Here is a 19,417-nt window from a genome sequence, read left to right on the forward strand (position 1 = left end):
TATCCGGCCTACGAACGATCCCCTCTCCCACAGGAAGAGGGTTAGGGTGAAGGTGTGAAATTACTCGCCCTGCTCACGCGCAATCGCGCGGTAACCAATATCCTGGCGGCTGAAGCTGCCGTTCCAGCGAATATCTGCCATCAACCCATACGCACGTTTCTGAGCCTCTGCAACGGTATTGCCAAGCGCAGTCGCGCACAGCACACGGCCACCGTTAGTCAGCACGCGATCGTCATCAGACAGTTTCGTACCCGCATGGAATACCTTACCGCCTTCGGTCTCTTCCAGCGGCAGACCGTGGATTTCGTCACCGGTGTTGTAGTTACCCGGATAACCGCCCGCAGCAATCACCACGCCCAGAGAAGCGCGTTCGTCCCACTCGGAGTTTTTCTCGTCCAGCTTGCCTTCGCAGGCCGCCAGGCATAGATCAACCAGATCGGATTTCATGCGCAGCATGATCGGCTGAGTTTCAGGATCGCCAAAGCGGCAGTTGAACTCGATAACCTTCGGATTACCCTGCTTGTCGATCATCAGGCCCGCATAGAGGAAACCGGTGTACGTGTTACCTTCGGCCGCCATACCTTTTACGGTTGGCCAGATAATGCGATCCATCGTGCGCTGATGCACTTCATCAGTCACAACCGGAGCCGGAGAGTATGCGCCCATACCGCCGGTATTCGGGCCAGTATCGGCATTGCCAACACGTTTGTGATCCTGGCTGGTGGCCATCGGCAGTACGTGCTCGCCGTCGACCATCACGATAAAGCTTGCCTCTTCGCCGTCGAGGAACTCTTCGATAACAATACGGTGGCCAGCGTCACCAAACGCGTTGCCTGCCAGCATATCCTGGACTGCGGCTTCTGCTTCTTCGAGGGTCATCGCCACGATAACGCCTTTACCGGCAGCCAGGCCGTCGGCCTTAATCACAATCGGCGCGCCTTTTTCACGCAGATACGCCAGAGCTGGCTCCACTTCGGTGAAGTTCTGGTATTCCGCAGTCGGAATATTGTGGCGAGCGAGGAAATCTTTGGTGAACGCTTTGGAGCCTTCGAGCTGCGCGGCTCCTTCGGTTGGACCGAAGATTTTCAGGCCCGCAGCGCGGAATGCATCAACCACACCAATGACCAGCGGAGCTTCCGGGCCAACGATAGTCAGGTCGATCTTCTCGTTCTGGGCAAAGCTCAGCAGCGCCGGGATATCGGTCACGCCGATAGCCACGTTTTGCAGCGCAGGCTCCAGCGCCGTACCGGCGTTGCCTGGCGCAACAAACACGGTTTTCACCAGCGGGGATTGTGCTGCTTTCCACGCCAGAGCGTGCTCGCGCCCGCCGTTACCAATCACTAATACTTTCATTGTCTGCTCCGTGGATTAATGGCGGAAGTGGCGCATGTCGGTGAAGATCATCGCAATGCCGTGTTCATCGGCCGCGGCAATCACTTCGTCGTCACGAATGGAACCGCCAGGCTGGATCACACAGGTGATACCCACAGCTGCGGCAGCATCGATACCGTCACGGAACGGGAAGAAGGCGTCAGACGCCATGGCGGAGCCTTTCACTTCCAGACCTTCATCACCTGCTTTAATGCCAGCGATTTTCGCGGAGTAGACGCGGCTCATCTGGCCTGCGCCTATCCCGATGGTCATGTTCTCTTTTGCATAAACAATGGCGTTGGATTTCACGAACTTCGCCACTTTCCAGCAGAACAGCGCATCACGCAGTTCCTGCCCGGTAGGCTGACGTTTGGTGACCACGCGCAGGTCGGCTGCTGTCACCATACCCAGATCGCGATCCTGAACCAGCAGGCCGCCATTCACGCGTTTGAAGTCCAGGCCCGGTACGCGTTCAGCCCACTGACCGCAAACCAGTACGCGCACGTTCTGTTTTGCAGCGGTGATTTTCAGGGCTTCTTCTGTTGCGGATGGCGCAATGATCACTTCAACAAACTGGCGGGAGATGATGGCCTGTGCGGTTTCAGCATCCAGTTCGCGGTTGAAGGCAATAATGCCGCCGAACGCAGAAGTCGGGTCGGTTTTATACGCACGATCGTAGGCATCCAGAATAGAGGTGCTTACCGCCACGCCGCATGGGTTTGCGTGCTTCACGATCACGCAGGCTGGCTCGCTGAACTCTTTTACACATTCCAGCGCGGCATCGGTGTCGGCAATGTTGTTATAAGAGAGCGCTTTGCCCTGAACCTGCTGTGCAGTCGCCACAGACGCTTCTTTTACTTCTTCTTCTATATAGAAGGCAGCTTGCTGGTGGCTGTTCTCACCGTAACGCATATCCTGCTTCTTAATGAAGTTCAGGTTAAGGGTACGTGGGAAGCGACCAGACGGCTCGTTGCTTTCGCCATGGTAAGCCGGGACCAGGCTACCGAAGTAGTTGGCGATCATGCTGTCGTAAGCGGCGGTGTGTTCGAATGCTTTAATGGCGAGGTCGAAACGCGTATCCAGAGTCAGGGAACCTTCGTTGGCATCCATTTCTTTAATAATGGCAGCGTAGTCGTTGCTCTTTACTACGATGGCGACATCTTTATGGTTCTTGGCTGCGGAGCGCACCATGGTTGGGCCGCCGATATCAATATTCTCTACTGCATCTTCCAGAGAGCAGCCTTCGCGGGCAACGGTCTGGGCGAACGGGTAGAGGTTAACAACAACCATATCGATTGGCGCGATATCGTGTTGTTCCATAATACCGTCATCCTGGCCGCGACGGCCAAGGATGCCACCGTGCACTTTCGGGTGCAGGGTTTTCACGCGTCCATCCATCATTTCCGGGAAACCGGTGTAATCGGACACTTCGGTTACCGGCAAGCCTTTATCTGCTAACAGGCGAGCAGTTCCGCCAGTAGAAAGCAGCTCTACACCACGTGCAGAAAGTGCCTGAGCGAATTCGACGATACCGGCTTTATCAGAAACACTGAGCAGAGCGCGGCGGATTGGACGACGTTGTTGCATGGTAAATCCCCTGGATTTCACGATTACAGAGAGCGTTAGATGAATTTTCCACAAAAAAACTCAGCTAACACCCCTAACGGGGCATCCTTGTCAGGCGCGAGCATTTTAACGAAAACGTTTGCGCAACGCTCGCGAATTTTCACTTTTTCGTAGCATTGTGGATAAGTCTGTGTGTAAAAAGGTATAAGGCGGGGTTTTGCTGTGGAATGCAGCAGTCAGTCATTTTTCTGCAATTTTTCTATTGCGGCCTGCGGAGAACTCCCTATAATGCGCCTCCATCGACACGGCGGATGTGAATCACTTCACAAACAACCCGGTCGGTTGAAGAGAAAAAATCCTGAAATAACGGGTTGACTCTGAAAGAGGAAAGCGTATTATACGCCACCTCGCAACGGTGAGCTGAAAGCCGCGTTGCACTGCTCTTTAACAATTTATCAGACAATCTGTGTGGGCACTCAAAGTGACATGGATTCTTAACGTCCTCGGACGATAAATGAATACCAAGTCTCAACGAGTGAACACGTAATTCATTACGAAGTTTAATTCATTGAGCATCAAACTTTTAAATTGAAGAGTTTGATCATGGCTCAGATTGAACGCTGGCGGCAGGCCTAACACATGCAAGTCGAGCGGTAGCACAGGGAGCTTGCTCCTGGGTGACGAGCGGCGGACGGGTGAGTAATGTCTGGGAAACTGCCTGATGGAGGGGGATAACTACTGGAAACGGTAGCTAATACCGCATAACGTCGCAAGACCAAAGAGGGGGACCTTCGGGCCTCTTGCCATCAGATGTGCCCAGATGGGATTAGCTAGTAGGTGGGGTAACGGCTCACCTAGGCGACGATCCCTAGCTGGTCTGAGAGGATGACCAGCCACACTGGAACTGAGACACGGTCCAGACTCCTACGGGAGGCAGCAGTGGGGAATATTGCACAATGGGCGCAAGCCTGATGCAGCCATGCCGCGTGTATGAAGAAGGCCTTCGGGTTGTAAAGTACTTTCAGCGAGGAGGAAGGCGTTAAGGTTAATAACCTTGGCGATTGACGTTACTCGCAGAAGAAGCACCGGCTAACTCCGTGCCAGCAGCCGCGGTAATACGGAGGGTGCAAGCGTTAATCGGAATTACTGGGCGTAAAGCGCACGCAGGCGGTCTGTCAAGTCGGATGTGAAATCCCCGGGCTCAACCTGGGAACTGCATTCGAAACTGGCAGGCTAGAGTCTTGTAGAGGGGGGTAGAATTCCAGGTGTAGCGGTGAAATGCGTAGAGATCTGGAGGAATACCGGTGGCGAAGGCGGCCCCCTGGACAAAGACTGACGCTCAGGTGCGAAAGCGTGGGGAGCAAACAGGATTAGATACCCTGGTAGTCCACGCCGTAAACGATGTCGATTTGGAGGTTGTTCCCTTGAGGAGTGGCTTCCGGAGCTAACGCGTTAAATCGACCGCCTGGGGAGTACGGCCGCAAGGTTAAAACTCAAATGAATTGACGGGGGCCCGCACAAGCGGTGGAGCATGTGGTTTAATTCGATGCAACGCGAAGAACCTTACCTACTCTTGACATCCAGAGAACTTTCCAGAGATGGATTGGTGCCTTCGGGAACTCTGAGACAGGTGCTGCATGGCTGTCGTCAGCTCGTGTTGTGAAATGTTGGGTTAAGTCCCGCAACGAGCGCAACCCTTATCCTTTGTTGCCAGCGGTCCGGCCGGGAACTCAAAGGAGACTGCCAGTGATAAACTGGAGGAAGGTGGGGATGACGTCAAGTCATCATGGCCCTTACGAGTAGGGCTACACACGTGCTACAATGGCATATACAAAGAGAAGCGACCTCGCGAGAGCAAGCGGACCTCATAAAGTATGTCGTAGTCCGGATTGGAGTCTGCAACTCGACTCCATGAAGTCGGAATCGCTAGTAATCGTAGATCAGAATGCTACGGTGAATACGTTCCCGGGCCTTGTACACACCGCCCGTCACACCATGGGAGTGGGTTGCAAAAGAAGTAGGTAGCTTAACCTTCGGGAGGGCGCTTACCACTTTGTGATTCATGACTGGGGTGAAGTCGTAACAAGGTAACCGTAGGGGAACCTGCGGTTGGATCACCTCCTTACCTTAAAGAACCTGCCTTTGTAGTGCTCACACAGATTGTCTGATGAAAAGTAAATAGCAAGGCGTCTTGCCGAAGCAGACTTCAGTGTCCCCTTCGTCTAGAGGCCCAGGACACCGCCCTTTCACGGCGGTAACAGGGGTTCGAATCCCCTAGGGGACGCCACTTGCTGGTTTGTGAGTGAAAGTCACCTGCCGATATATCTCAAAACTGACTCAGTGAGTCACATTTGAGATATTTGCTCTTTAAAAATCTGGATCAAGCTGAAAATTGAAACGACACATCTTAATGGTGTGTTCGAGTCTCTCAAATTTTCGCAAGTCGATGATGAATCGAAAGAAACATCTTCGGGTTGTGAGGTTAAGCGACTAAGCGTACACGGTGGATGCCCTGGCAGTCAGAGGCGATGAAGGACGTGCTAATCTGCGAAAAGCGCCGGCGAGGTGATATGAACCTTTGACCCGGCGATGTCCGAATGGGGAAACCCAGTGTGTTCCGACACACTATCGTTAACTGAATACATAGGTTAACGAGGCGAACCGGGGGAACTGAAACATCTAAGTACCCCGAGGAAAAGAAATCAACCGAGATTCCCCCAGTAGCGGCGAGCGAACGGGGAGCAGCCCAGAGTCTGAATCAGCTTGTGTGTTAGTGGAACGGTCTGGAAAGTCCGGCGATACAGGGTGATAGCCCCGTACACGAAAGCACACTTGCTGTGAACTCGAAGAGTAGGGCGGGACACGTGGTATCCTGTCTGAATATGGGGGGACCATCCTCCAAGGCTAAATACTCCTGACTGACCGATAGTGAACCAGTACCGTGAGGGAAAGGCGAAAAGAACCCCGGCGAGGGGAGTGAAAAAGAACCTGAAACCGTGTACGTACAAGCAGTGGGAGCACCTTCGTGGTGTGACTGCGTACCTTTTGTATAATGGGTCAGCGACTTATATTCTGTAGCAAGGTTAACCGTATAGGGGAGCCGAAGGGAAACCGAGTCTTAACTGGGCGTTAAGTTGCAGGGTATAGACCCGAAACCCGGTGATCTAGCCATGGGCAGGTTGAAGGTTGGGTAACACTAACTGGAGGACCGAACCGACTAATGTTGAAAAATTAGCGGATGACTTGTGGCTGGGGGTGAAAGGCCAATCAAACCGGGAGATAGCTGGTTCTCCCCGAAAGCTATTTAGGTAGCGCCTCGTGAACTCATCTTCGGGGGTAGAGCACTGTTTCGGCTAGGGGGCCATCCCGGCTTACCAACCCGATGCAAACTACGAATACCGAAGAATGTTATCACGGGAGACACACGGCGGGTGCTAACGTCCGTCGTGAAGAGGGAAACAACCCAGACCGCCAGCTAAGGTCCCAAAGTCATGGTTAAGTGGGAAACGATGTGGGAAGGCACAGACAGCCAGGATGTTGGCTTAGAAGCAGCCATCATTTAAAGAAAGCGTAATAGCTCACTGGTCGAGTCGGCCTGCGCGGAAGATGTAACGGGGCTAAACCATGCACCGAAGCTGCGGCAGCGACACTATGTGTTGTTGGGTAGGGGAGCGTTCTGTAAGCCGTTGAAGGTGGCCTGTGAGGGTTGCTGGAGGTATCAGAAGTGCGAATGCTGACATAAGTAACGATAATGCGGGTGAAAAGCCCGCACGCCGGAAGACCAAGGGTTCCTGTCCAACGTTAATCGGGGCAGGGTGAGTCGACCCCTAAGGCGAGGCCGAAAGGCGTAGTCGATGGGAAACAGGTTAATATTCCTGTACTTGGTGTTACTGCGAAGGGGGGACGGAGAAGGCTATGTTAGCCGGGCGACGGTTGTCCCGGTTTAAGCATGTAGGCGGAGAGTTTAGGTAAATCCGGACTCTTTTTAACGCTGAGGTGTGATGACGAGGCACTACGGTGCTGAAGTAACAAATGCCCTGCTTCCAGGAAAAGCCTCTAAGCATCAGGTAACATCAAATCGTACCCCAAACCGACACAGGTGGTCAGGTAGAGAATACCAAGGCGCTTGAGAGAACTCGGGTGAAGGAACTAGGCAAAATGGTGCCGTAACTTCGGGAGAAGGCACGCTGATATGTAGGTGAAGCCCCTGCGGGTGGAGCTGAAATCAGTCGAAGATACCAGCTGGCTGCAACTGTTTATTAAAAACACAGCACTGTGCAAACACGAAAGTGGACGTATACGGTGTGACGCCTGCCCGGTGCCGGAAGGTTAATTGATGGGGTTAGCGGCAACGCGAAGCTCTTGATCGAAGCCCCGGTAAACGGCGGCCGTAACTATAACGGTCCTAAGGTAGCGAAATTCCTTGTCGGGTAAGTTCCGACCTGCACGAATGGCGTAATGATGGCCAGGCTGTCTCCACCCGAGACTCAGTGAAATTGAACTCGCTGTGAAGATGCAGTGTACCCGCGGCAAGACGGAAAGACCCCGTGAACCTTTACTATAGCTTGACACTGAACACTGGTCCTTGATGTGTAGGATAGGTGGGAGGCTTTGAAGTGTGGACGCCAGTCTGCATGGAGCCATCCTTGAAATACCACCCTTTAATGGCTGGTGTTCTAACGTAGACCCGTAATCCGGGTTGCGGACAGTGTCTGGTGGGTAGTTTGACTGGGGCGGTCTCCTCCCAAAGAGTAACGGAGGAGCACGAAGGTTAGCTAATCCTGGTCGGACATCAGGAGGTTAGTGCAATGGCATAAGCTAGCTTGACTGCGAGAGTGACGGCTCGAGCAGGTGCGAAAGCAGGTCATAGTGATCCGGTGGTTCTGAATGGAAGGGCCATCGCTCAACGGATAAAAGGTACTCCGGGGATAACAGGCTGATACCGCCCAAGAGTTCATATCGACGGCGGTGTTTGGCACCTCGATGTCGGCTCATCACATCCTGGGGCTGAAGTAGGTCCCAAGGGTACGGCTGTTCGCCGTTTAAAGTGGTACGCGAGCTGGGTTTAGAACGTCGTGAGACAGTTCGGTCCCTATCTGCCGTGGGCGCTGGAGAATTGAGGGGGGCTGCTCCTAGTACGAGAGGACCGGAGTGGACGCATCACTGGTGTTCGGGTTGTCATGCCAATGGCATTGCCCGGTAGCTAAATGCGGAAAAGATAAGTGCTGAAAGCATCTAAGCACGAAACTTGCCCCGAGATGAGTTCTCCCTGACCCTTTAAGGGTCCTGAAGGAACGTTGAAGACGACGACGTTGATAGGTCGGGTGTGTAAGCGTAGCGATACGTTGAGCTAACCGATACTAATGAACCGTGAGGCTTAACCTTACAACGCCGAAGCTGTTTCGGCGGACGAGAGACAGAAGATTTTCAGCTTTGATACAGATTTAACAGAATTTGCCTGGCGGCTTTAGCGCGGTGGTCCCACCTGACCCCATGCCGAACTCAGAAGTGAAACGCCGTAGCGCCGATGGTAGTGTGGGGTCTCCCCATGTGAGAGTAGGGAACTGCCAGGCATCAAATAAGTAGAGAGGCCATCCGAAAGGATGGCCTTTTTGCGTTTACGAACCACCGTTTTTTGCAGGCCAGGTAAGGCAAAGCCGCCACCCGGCAAGTCAGACCGCACGATCCCTCCTTGAAACTTTCTCACCTTTCACTTGCAGGCTCGACATTCAGGCTATTTCTGCGTATCGTTAGCTGTCTGGATGTCTAAACGTTTATACGTATGCTGTGAGGATATAAGGTTATGCCGATTCGGGTGCAGGACGAGCTACCAGCCGTCAATTTCTTACGTGAAGAAAATGTCTTCGTCATGACAGCTTCACGTGCAACAGGTCAGGAAATTCGCCCGCTGAAGGTGCTTATTCTCAATCTGATGCCGAAAAAGATCGAAACAGAGAATCAGTTCCTGCGTCTGCTGTCGAACTCGCCGCTTCAGGTGGATATCCAGCTGCTGCGGATCGATGCCCGTGAATCGCGCAACACCCCTTCTGAGCATCTGAACAACTTCTACTGCAACTTCGACGATATCCGCGACGAAAACTTCGACGGCTTGATCGTGACTGGCGCACCGCTGGGTTTGGTAGAGTTTAATGACGTTGCGTACTGGCCGCAGATCAAGCAGGTGCTGGAGTGGGCAAAAGATCACGTCACCTCCACACTCTTTGTCTGTTGGGCGGTACAAGCGGCACTGAATATTCTTTATGGCATCCCGAAACAAACCCGCACTGAAAAGCTCTCAGGCGTCTACGAACACCACATTCTTCATCCTCATGCGCTGCTGACGCGTGGTTTCGATGACTCCTTCCTCGCCCCGCATTCCCGCTATGCCGATTTCCCGGCGCAGCTGATCCGCGATTACACCGATCTCGAGATCCTGGCGGAAACGGAAGACGGAGATGCTTACCTGTTTGCCAGCAAAGACAAGCGTATCGCGTTTGTGACCGGGCATCCTGAGTACGATCCAAACACCCTCGCGGCGGAGTTTTTCCGTGATGTTGAAGCCGGTTTGAGCCCGGAAGTTCCTTATAACTATTTCCCAAAAGACGACCCGCAAAACAAACCTCGGGCCACCTGGCGCAGCCACGGAAATCTGCTCTTCACTAACTGGCTCAACTATTACGTCTACCAAATCACGCCATACGATCTGCGCCACATGAATCCGACGCTGGAGTAATTCACTACTCCGGACGATCCTAAAGCGTTTCAGCTATTCAGATCAGGCACCTTCGGGTGCCTTTTTTATTTCCGAAATAACACTCAACATCGAGTAAAACTTTAACTCCTTATTAATCAATACATTGCATTCAATTAATAATTAAAATGGAAATTGTTTTTGATTTTGGAAAAATTATAGATAGTCTTAATTCTGCTGAGCGAAAACCACACAACGATCTTTCGCTCGCATCGGGGGAGTGTTTTTGGATCTTTGATGAGGAGCAGAATAATGACTCAACAGGCAACCACGGCCGACGAACTGGCCTTTAACCAGCCACATGGCGAACAAGAACAACAAATCTTAACGCCAGAAGCCGTAGAATTCCTGACCGAGCTGGTGACCCGCTTTACGCCAAAGCGCAATAAACTGCTGGCGTCACGCATCCATCAGCAGCAGGAAATAGACGATGGCAAGTTGCCTGGGTTTATTTCGGAAACCGCTTCCATTCGCCGTAGTGACTGGACAATCCGCGGTATTCCTGAAGATTTGCAGGATCGTCGCGTCGAGATCACCGGCCCGGTAGAGCGCAAAATGGTGATCAACGCCATGAATGCCAACGTTAAAGTCTTTATGGCCGATTTTGAAGACTCTCTGGCCCCGGACTGGCGTAAAGTCATCGACGGGCAAATTAACCTGCGTGATGCCGTGAACGGCACCATCAGCTATACCAACGAAGCCGGGAAAATCTACCAGCTCAAACCGAACCCGGCTGTTCTGATTTGCCGTGTACGTGGCCTGCACCTGCCTGAAAAGCATGTCACCTGGCGCGGGGAAGCCATTCCTGGCAGCCTGTTCGATTTTGCCCTCTATTTCTTCCACAACTACAAAAGCTTGCTGGCGAAAGGCAGCGGCCCCTATTTCTACCTGCCAAAAACTCAGGCCTGGCAGGAAGCGGCCTGGTGGAGTGAAGTCTTCAGCTATGCAGAGGATCGTTTCGACCTGCCGCGCGGCACCATCAAAGCCACGCTGTTAATTGAAACGCTGCCGGCGGTCTTCCAGATGAACGAAATTCTGCACGCGCTGCGCGACCACATTGTTGGCCTGAACTGCGGACGCTGGGATTACATCTTTAGCTATATCAAAACCCTGAAAAATCACCCCGACCGCGTGCTGCCGGATCGTCAGGTTGTCACCATGGACAAACCGTTCCTCAGCGCCTATTCGCGTCTGCTGATTAAGACCTGCCACAAGCGCGGTGCGTTTGCGATGGGCGGTATGGCGGCATTTATTCCAAGCAAAGATGCCGAGCGAAACAACCAGGTGCTCAACAAGGTGAAAGCCGATAAAGAGCTGGAAGCACGTAACGGCCACGACGGCACGTGGATTGCACACCCGGGCCTGGCCGATACGGCGATGGAGGTGTTCAACCGCGTACTGGGCGACAACAAAAACCAGCTGTTTGTCACGCGCGAAGAGGATGCGCCAACCGCAGAAGAGCAACTGCTGGCGCCGTGTACGGGTGAACGCACCGAAGAGGGGATGCGCGCCAATATTCGCGTTGCCGTGCAGTACATCGAAGCGTGGATCTCCGGTAACGGCTGCGTGCCAATCTACGGTCTGATGGAAGATGCCGCCACGGCGGAAATCTCCCGCACCTCTATCTGGCAGTGGATCCATCACCAAAAAACGCTCAGCAACGGCAAGCCGGTAACCAAATCCTTGTTCCGCCAGATGCTGGCCGAAGAGATGCTGGTTATCCAGGACGAACTGGGCGAGCACCGCTTCAGCAGCGGGCGTTTTGACGACGCTGCGCGCCTGATGGAGCAAATCACCACATCAGATGACTTAATCGACTTCCTCACCCTGCCAGGCTACCGCCTGCTTGCGTAATCCACCACATAACAATATGGAGCATCTGCACATGAAAACACGTACCCAACAGATCGAAGAATTACAAAAAGAGTGGACACAGCCGCGCTGGGAAGGCATTCGTCGCCCTTACAGCGCCGAGGAAGTGGTGAAATTACGTGGCTCGGTCAACCCGGAGTGCACACTGGCGCAGCTGGGTGCGGCCAAAATGTGGCGTCTGCTGCATGGCGGCTCGAAAAAAGGCTATATCAACAGCCTGGGAGCGCTGACGGGTGGTCAGGCGCTGCAACAGGCGAAGGCGGGTATTGAGGCGGTTTACCTGTCAGGCTGGCAGGTGGCGGCGGACGCGAACCTCGCCTCCAGTATGTATCCGGATCAATCGCTCTATCCGGCAAACTCTGTGCCGTCGGTCGTGGATCGGATCAACAACACCTTCCGTCGTGCGGATCAGATCCAATGGTCCGCGGGTATTGAACCAAACGATCCGCGTTATGTGGATTACTTCCTGCCGATCGTTGCCGATGCTGAAGCCGGTTTCGGTGGCGTGCTGAATGCGTTTGAGCTGATGAAATCGATGATTGAGGCCGGTGCAGCGGCCGTACACTTCGAAGATCAGCTGGCATCGGTGAAGAAGTGCGGACATATGGGCGGCAAAGTGCTGGTTCCGACTCAGGAAGCGATTCAGAAACTGGTTGCAGCGCGTCTGGCGGCGGATGTTCTGGGGGTTCCGACGCTGGTGATTGCCCGTACCGATGCGGACGCGGCGGACCTGATCACCTCTGACTGCGACCCGTACGACAGCGAGTTCATCACCGGCGAGCGTACCAGCGAAGGCTTCTACCGCACTCATGCTGGCATTGAACAGGCGATCAGCCGCGGTCTGGCCTATGCACCGTATGCAGACCTGGTATGGTGTGAAACCTCGACACCGGACCTGGCGCTGGCAAAACGCTTTGCCGATGCCATTCACGCGAAATATCCGGGCAAACTGCTGGCCTATAACTGTTCGCCATCCTTCAACTGGCAGAAGAATCTGGACGACAAAACGATCGCCAGCTTCCAGCAGCAGCTGTCGGATATGGGCTACAAATACCAGTTCATCACCCTGGCGGGTATCCACAGCATGTGGTTCAACATGTTCGACCTGGCCCACGCTTATGCGCAGGGCGAGGGGATGAAGCACTATGTTGAGAAAGTACAACAGCCAGAGTTCGAGGCCGGTAAAGAGGGCTATACCTTCGTTTCTCACCAGCAGGAAGTGGGAACAGGCTACTTCGATAAAGTCACCACCATCATTCAGGGGGGCGCTTCCTCCGTGACGGCCTTAACGGGATCGACGGAAGAAGCACAGTTCTGATGTTTTCCCCCTCTCCCCTATGGGGAGAGGGTTAGGGTGAGGGGGAATAAGATGTCGCGTGGCCTGGAATTATTGATTGCACAAACCATCCTGCAAGGCTTTGACGCGCAGTATGGTCGTTTTCTGGAAGTGACGTCCGGTGCACAGCAGCGTTTTGAACACGCCGACTGGCACGCAGTCCAGCAGGCCATGAAGCAGCGTATCCACCTCTACGATCACCATGTGGGTCTGGTGGTGGAACAGTTGCGCTGTATTACCGATGGCAAAAGCCCTGATGCGGCTTTTTTGCTGCGCGTTAAAGAGCACTACACCCATTTATTACCCGATTACCCGCGCTTCGAAATTGCGGAGAGCTTTTTTAACTCTGTCTATTGCCGGTTATTTGACCACCGCTCGTTATCTCCCGAGCGGTTATTTATTTTCAGCTCCCAGCCCGAGCGCCGTTTTCGCACCATCCCGCGGCCACTGGCGAAAGACTTCTTTCCCGATAACGGCTGGGCGTCTCTGCTACACCGCGTGTTAACCGATTTACCGCTGCGCTTGCCCTGGCAGAACAAAACCAGAGATATCGGTTTTATCATCGCGCATCTCGGTGAAACGTTCGGTGAAGAGGTACTCGCTCACAGCCATCTTCACGTTGCGAATGAGCTTTTTTACCGCAATAAAGCCGCCTGGCTGGTCGGTAAACTGATTACGCCCACCGCTACCGTACCGTTCCTGCTGCCCATTCACCGCAGCGATGAGGGTGAGCTGTTTGTCGATACCTGCCTGACAACCAGCGCTGAAGCCAGCATTGTTTTTGGTTTTGCCCGTTCCTATTTCATGGTGTACGCCCCGCTGCCAGCGGCTCTGGTGGAGTGGCTGCGTGAGATCCTGCCGGGGAAAACCACCGCCGAGCTGTATATGGCGATTGGCTGTCAGAAGCACGCCAAAACCGAAAGCTACCGGGAATATTTGCACTACATCTCCACGGCTGATGAACAGTTTATCGAAGCCCCCGGCATTCGCGGGATGGTGATGCTGGTGTTCACCCTGCCAGGTTTCGATCGGGTGTTTAAGGTTATCAAAGACAAGTTCGCCCCACAGAAAGAGATGACCGCCGCTCATGTCCGGGCCTGCTATCAACTGGTGAAAGAACACGATCGCGTCGGGCGCATGGCGGATACCCAGGAGTTCGAAAACTTTGTGCTGGATAAGCAGCAGATTGACCCGGCGCTCATGGCGCTTTTGCTTCAGGAAGCCCCGGCAAAGATAACCGACCTGGGCGATAAAATAGTCATCAGCCATCTCTACATAGAGCGCCGCATGGTGCCGCTGAATATCTGGCTGGAGCAATCGGAAGGGCAAGGATTGCGGGATGCTATTGAAGAGTACGGCAATGCTATCCGCCAGCTTGCCGCCGCCAATATCTTCCCGGGCGATATGCTGTTTAAAAACTTCGGTGTCACCCGTCATGGGCGTGTGGTGTTCTACGATTACGATGAAATTTGCTATATGACCGAAGTGAATTTCCGCGACATTCCGCCGCCTCGCTACCCGGAAGACGAGATGTCCAGCGAGCCGTGGTATAGCGTCTCGCCGGGGGATGTTTTCCCGGAGGAGTTTCGTCACTGGCTATGTGCCGACCCGCGCATCGGGCCGTTATTTGAAGAGATGCACGACGACCTGTTCCACGCCAGTTACTGGCGCGGGTTGCAAACGCGGATCAAAAACGGGCACGTGGAGGATGTGTACGCCTACCGGCGTAAGCAGCGGTTTTGCATCCGGTTTTCTCCCTCTCCCTGTGGGAGAGGGCCGGGGTGAGGGCATCAGGCCGCTCTCAACCTTAACGGATCCCACCATACGCCAGCGTCACCTCTTTTGCCGCCTTAATCACCAGCGCACCCAGCTCGGTTACCCGGTCATCGGTCATGCGGGAGATGGGCCCGGAGATGGAGATGGCCGCAAACGGTTCGCGATGTTCGTCAAAAATACAGGCCGCGAGGCAGCGCAGGCCCAGGGCATGTTCTTCATCATCAAACGAATAGCCACGCTTGCGCGTCAGGGCTAAATCTTCTTTCAGATGGACCGGGGAAACCAGCGTCGCGTGGGTGTAGGCGTGCAGCCCTTTGCGGTGCAGTAAGCCGGTGACCTGCTCTTCGCTCAGCTGCGAGAGAAACGCTTTGCCCGCCCCGGAGGCATGCATCGGCAGTTTGCCGCCAATCGGGGCAGACATACGCATCAACTGGGTACACTGCACCTGGTCGATGATGATCGCCTGATGGTCGCTCTGGTCCAGAACGGCCAGGTTCACTGTTTCACCGGAGTCTTCCATTAGCTTGCGCAGAATAGGGTGCACAATGGCCAGCAGGTTACGGCTTTGCAGGAAGCTACTGCCGACGATAAACGCATGTGCGCCCACCGCCCAGTGCCCCAGCTCGCCCACCTGACGCACAAAGCCCAGCTGCTGCATGGTGGTGAGCAGGCGGTGAGTGGTGGAGTTCGGCAGGCCAGCCTGTTGCGCCAGCTCCGTCAGGGCCACGCTGCTGTGCGACTCGGCTATCCATTCCAGCAGCTTCAGACCGCGAGTCAGCGATTGAACCTGTCCGCCCTGTTGTGCGGCGGTGGTGGCAGCAGGTTTTCTGCCGCGTTTAGCGGGAACGGTAGCGACCATGACGATCTCCTTTTTCTGTATCGTGGAAATCATTTTCGTTTTATTTGCTGGTTTTGCAACCGTTATCCTGACTGATCGGATGAGTGATGGTGAACATGTCTCATGTTACCGCTGTGTGACTTTTCCACTCTGCCAGATTATGCCAGTATGGACTGCTGGCCTTTTGGCCTGGTTGAGCGTTGTCGGGAGCAAGTGTGAGCAGCAAAGTAGAGCAACTGCGTGCGCAGTTAAATGAACGAATTCTGGTGCTGGACGGCGGCATGGGCACCATGATCCAGGGCTATCGTCTGAGTGAAGACGATTTCCGCGGCGAGCGTTTTGCCGACTGGCCATGTGACCTGAAAGGGAACAACGACCTGCTGGTGTTAAGCAAGCCGCAAGTCATTGCGGATATCCACAACGCCTATTTCGAAGCGGGTGCGGATATCGTTGAAACCAACACCTTTAACTCGACAACTATCGCCATGGCGGATTACCAGATGGAATCCCTGTCGGCGGAAATCAACTTTGCCGCTGCGAAGCTGGCGCGCGCCTGTGCAGATGAATGGACGGCCCGCACGCCGGATAAACCGCGCTACGTTGCCGGGGTACTTGGCCCGACAAACCGCACGGCGTCGATTTCACCGGACGTGAACGATCCGGCGTTTCGTAATATTAGCTTCGACCAGCTGGTGGCCGCGTACCGCGAATCCACCAAAGCGCTGGTGGAAGGCGGTTCCGATCTGATCCTGATTGAAACGGTATTCGATACCCTCAACGCCAAAGCCGCGATTTACGCGGTGAAAGAGGAGTTCGAGTCGCTGGGCGTTGACCTGCCGATCATGATTTCCGGCACCATTACCGACGCCTCCGGCCGTACCTTGTCCGGCCAGACAACCGAAGCCTTTTATAACTCACTGCGCCACGCCGAAGCGCTCTCCTTCGGCCTGAACTGCGCGCTGGGGCCGGATGAACTGCGCCAGTACGTGCAGGAGCTTTCCCGTATCGCGGAATGCTACGTCACCGCCCACCCGAACGCCGGTCTGCCGAACGCGTTCGGTGAATACGATCTCGATGCCGACACCATGGCGGCGCAAATCCGCGAGTGGGCCGAGTCAGGCTTCCTGAATATCGTGGGTGGCTGTTGCGGTACCACACCAGAACATATCGCGGCCATGAGCAATGCGGTCGCCGGGTTACCGCCGCGCAAGCTGCCAGAGCTGCCCGTCGCCTGCCGTTTGTCTGGCCTTGAGCCGCTGACCATCGGCGACGACAGCCTGTTTGTGAACGTCGGTGAACGTACTAACGTTACCGGCTCCGCGAAGTTCAAGCGCTTGATTAAAGAAGAGAAGTACAGCGAAGCGCTGGACGTTGCCCGCCAGCAGGTTGAAAGCGGCGCACAGATTATCGATATCAACATGGATGAGGGGATGCTCGACGCCGAAGCGGCGATGGTACGTTTCCTCAACCTGATTGCCGGTGAGCCGGACATCGCCCGCGTGCCGATTATGATTGACTCCTCGAAGTGGGAGGTCATCGAAAAAGGGCTGAAATGCATTCAGGGTAAAGGCATCGTTAACTCCATTTCGATGAAAGAGGGGATCGATATCTTTATCCACCACGCGAAGCTGGTTCGCCGTTACGGTGCAGCCGTGGTGGTCATGGCCTTTGATGAAGTCGGCCAGGCTGACACCCGCGAGCGCAAGATTGAGATTTGCCGCCGCGCGTACAAAATTTTGACCGAAGAGGTGGGCTTCCCGCCGGAAGATATCATCTTCGACCCGAACATCTTCGCGGTGGCGACCGGGATTGAAGAGCACAACAACTACGCCCAGGACTTTATCGGTGCCTGTGAAGACATCAAACGCGAGCTGCCACATGCGCTGATCTCCGGCGGTGTGTCGAACGTGTCGTTCTCATTCCGTGGTAACGACCCGGTGCGTGAGGCTATCCACGCTGTGTTCCTTTACTACGCTATCCGCAACGGGATGGATATGGGGATCGTGAACGCCGGGCAGCTGGCGATTTACGACGACCTGCCGGCAGAACTGCGCGATGCGGTGGAGGACGTAATCCTCAACCGTCGTGATGATGCCACCGAGCGAATGCTGGATCTGGCAGAGAAATACCGTGGCAGCAAATCGGATGAAGCTGCCAACGTTCAGCAGGCAGAGTGGCGCTCCTGGGATGTGAGAAAGCGTCTGGAATATTCGCTGGTTAAAGGGATTACCGAGTTTATCGAACTGGATACCGAAGAAGCGCGTCTCCAGTCCGCACGCCCGATTGAAGTGATCGAAGGGCCGCTGATGGACGGCATGAACGTGGTCGGTGACCTGTTCGGTGAGGGCAAAATGTTCCTGCCACAGGTGGTGAAATCCGCCCGCGTGATGAAGCAGGCGGTGGCCTACCTTGAACCCTTTATCGAAGCCAGCAAAGAGAAAGGCTCCAGCAACGGGAAAATGGTTATCGCCACCGTGAAAGGCGATGTTCACGACATCGGCAAGAATATCGTCGGCGTGGTGTTGCAGTGTAATAACTACGAAATTATCGATCTTGGCGTGATGGTGCCCGCGGATAAAATCCTCAAAACCGCACGTGAAGTGAATGCCGACCTGATTGGCCTTTCCGGGCTGATCACTCCGTCACTGGACGAGATGGTCAACGTGGCGAAAGAGATGGAGCGTCAGGGCTTTACCATTCCGCTGCTGATTGGCGGGGCGACCACCTCAAAAGCGCATACCGCGGTGAAAATCGAGCAGAACTACAGTGGCCCGACGGTCTACGTGCAAAACGCCTCGCGTACCGTGGGGGTTGTCTCTTCGCTGCTTTCCGCCACGCAGCACGATGATTTTGTGGCACGTACCCGCAAAGAGTACGAAACCGTCCGTATTCAGCACGCGCGCAAAAAACCACGCACCCCGCCGGTCTCGTTACAGGCCGCGCGTGATAACGATCTGGCGTTCGACTGGTCCAGCTATACGCCGCCGGTTGCGCACCGTCTGGGCGTGCAGGATGTGACGGCCAGCATTGAAACGCTGCGTAACTACATCGACTGGACGCCGTTCTTTATGACCTGGTCGCTGGCGGGGAAATACCCGCGCATCCTCGAAGACGAAGTCGTCGGTGAAGAAGCACAGCGCCTGTTTAAAGACGCGAACGAGATGCTCGACACGTTGAGCGCAGAGAAAACCCTCAACCCGCGTGGCGTAGTGGGTCTGTTCCCGGCAAACCGCGTGGGCGACGATGTTGAAATCTACCGTGATGAAACCCGTACCCATGTGCTGGCCGTGAGCCGCCATCTGCGCCAGCAAACCGAGAAAGTGGGTTTTGCGAACTACTGTCTGGCCGATTTCGTGGCACCGAAGCTTTCCGGTAAAGCCGATTACATCGGCGCATTTGCCGTAACCGGTGGTCTGGAAGAAGATGCGCTGGCGGATGCGTTCGAAGCACAGCACGATGATTACAACAAAATCATGGTCAAAGCGATTGCCGACCGTCTGGCAGAAGCCTTTGCCGAGTACCTGCACGAGCGCGTGCGTAAGGTACACTGGGGTTACGCGGCCAATGAGAACCTCAGCAATGAGGAGCTGATCCGCGAAAACTACCAGGGCATTCGCCCGGCACCGGGCTACCCGGCCTGCCCGGAACACACTGAGAAGGGCACCATCTGGGAGCTGCTGGATGTGGAAACACACACCGGCATGAAGCTGACCGAATCCTTCGCCATGTGGCCTGGGGCATCTGTTTCTGGCTGGTACTTCAGTCACCCGGACAGCAAGTACTTTGCCGTGGCGCAGCTTCAGCGCGATCAGATAGAAGATTATGCGCAACGTAAAGGGATGAGTGTTTCTGAAGTGGAGCGCTGGCTGGCGCCGAATTTAGGTTACGACGCGGACTAAGGTCACTT

General features: G+C 54.6%; 8 protein-coding genes, 1 tRNA gene and 3 rRNA genes. 9 read left to right on the forward strand and 3 right to left on the reverse strand.

The genetic code is table 11. The features are described from left to right. Positions 1-60 precede the first annotated feature (60 nt). Positions 61-1,353, reverse strand: coding sequence for a phosphoribosylamine--glycine ligase (purD, locus tag N1249_RS01150; RefSeq protein WP_259833881.1), 1,293 nt, complete (start codon positions 1,351-1,353; stop codon positions 61-63). A 15-nt stretch (positions 1,354-1,368) separates the two neighbouring features. Further along, positions 1,369-2,958: a bifunctional phosphoribosylaminoimidazolecarboxamide formyltransferase/IMP cyclohydrolase gene (gene purH, locus N1249_RS01155; protein ID WP_259833884.1), complete on the reverse strand. Its 1,590-nt coding sequence runs from the start codon at positions 2,956-2,958 to the stop codon at positions 1,369-1,371. Positions 2,959-3,522: 564 nt separating this feature from the next. Between purH and N1249_RS01160 the strand changes: the two genes are divergently transcribed. The 8 genes from N1249_RS01160 to aceK all read left to right on the forward strand — a co-directional run bounded on the left by N1249_RS01160 (position 3,523) and on the right by aceK (position 14,681). Beyond that, positions 3,523-5,062 (forward strand): 16S ribosomal RNA (locus tag N1249_RS01160). Positions 5,063-5,148: 86 nt separating this feature from the next. After that, positions 5,149-5,224, forward strand: a tRNA-Glu gene (locus tag N1249_RS01165). A 193-nt stretch (positions 5,225-5,417) separates the two neighbouring features. Then, positions 5,418-8,322 (forward strand): 23S ribosomal RNA (locus N1249_RS01170). A 72-nt stretch (positions 8,323-8,394) separates the two neighbouring features. Further along, positions 8,395-8,510 (forward strand): 5S ribosomal RNA (gene rrf, locus N1249_RS01175). The 16S, 23S and 5S rRNA genes sit together here with 1 tRNA gene alongside, the layout of an rRNA operon. A 230-nt stretch (positions 8,511-8,740) precedes the next feature. Continuing rightward, complete coding sequence (metA, locus tag N1249_RS01180; protein ID WP_014068469.1) at positions 8,741-9,670, forward strand: homoserine O-succinyltransferase; 930 nt, start codon at positions 8,741-8,743, stop codon at positions 9,668-9,670. 270 nt (positions 9,671-9,940) lie between these two features. Beyond that, positions 9,941-11,542, forward strand: coding sequence for a malate synthase A (gene aceB, locus N1249_RS01185; RefSeq protein ID WP_259833888.1), 1,602 nt, complete (start codon positions 9,941-9,943; stop codon positions 11,540-11,542). Positions 11,543-11,573: 31 nt separating this feature from the next. After that, positions 11,574-12,878: an isocitrate lyase gene (gene aceA, locus N1249_RS01190; RefSeq protein WP_259833891.1), complete on the forward strand. Its 1,305-nt coding sequence runs from the start codon at positions 11,574-11,576 to the stop codon at positions 12,876-12,878. Positions 12,879-12,929: 51 nt separating this feature from the next. Continuing rightward, a complete protein-coding gene (aceK, locus tag N1249_RS01195) occupies positions 12,930-14,681 on the forward strand; it encodes a bifunctional isocitrate dehydrogenase kinase/phosphatase (protein ID WP_259833894.1) in 1,752 nt (583 codons plus the stop codon). Positions 14,682-14,703: 22 nt separating this feature from the next. On the opposite strand, the gene iclR is transcribed toward aceK, so the two are convergent. Continuing rightward, complete coding sequence (gene iclR, locus N1249_RS01200; RefSeq protein ID WP_072250767.1) at positions 14,704-15,531, reverse strand: glyoxylate bypass operon transcriptional repressor IclR; 828 nt, start codon at positions 15,529-15,531, stop codon at positions 14,704-14,706. 194 nt (positions 15,532-15,725) lie between these two features. Here iclR and metH point away from each other — a divergent pair, with 194 nt between their 5' ends. After that, positions 15,726-19,409, forward strand: coding sequence for a methionine synthase (gene metH / locus N1249_RS01205; RefSeq protein WP_259833899.1), 3,684 nt, complete (start codon positions 15,726-15,728; stop codon positions 19,407-19,409). Positions 19,410-19,417 lie beyond the last annotated feature (8 nt).

Origin of the sequence: Enterobacter sp. CP102, from assembly GCF_025152625.1 — a bacterium.
GTDB lineage: Bacteria > Pseudomonadota > Gammaproteobacteria > Enterobacterales > Enterobacteriaceae > Enterobacter > Enterobacter soli.

Bases quoted from the DNA above. Each gene is read 5' to 3' on its own strand.
- purH (WP_259833884.1), bottom strand. From the start codon at position 2,958: ATGCAACAACGTCGTCCAATCCGCCGCGCTCTGCTCAGTGTTTCTGAT.
- metA (WP_014068469.1), top strand. From the start codon at position 8,741: ATGCCGATTCGGGTGCAGGACGAGCTACCAGCCGTCAATTTCTTACGT.
- aceB (WP_259833888.1), top strand. From the start codon at position 9,941: ATGACTCAACAGGCAACCACGGCCGACGAACTGGCCTTTAACCAGCCA.
- iclR (WP_072250767.1), bottom strand. From the start codon at position 15,531: ATGGTCGCTACCGTTCCCGCTAAACGCGGCAGAAAACCTGCTGCCACC.
- aceK (WP_259833894.1), top strand. From the start codon at position 12,930: ATGTCGCGTGGCCTGGAATTATTGATTGCACAAACCATCCTGCAAGGC.
- aceA (WP_259833891.1), top strand. From the start codon at position 11,574: ATGAAAACACGTACCCAACAGATCGAAGAATTACAAAAAGAGTGGACA.
- purD (WP_259833881.1), bottom strand. From the start codon at position 1,353: ATGAAAGTATTAGTGATTGGTAACGGCGGGCGCGAGCACGCTCTGGCG.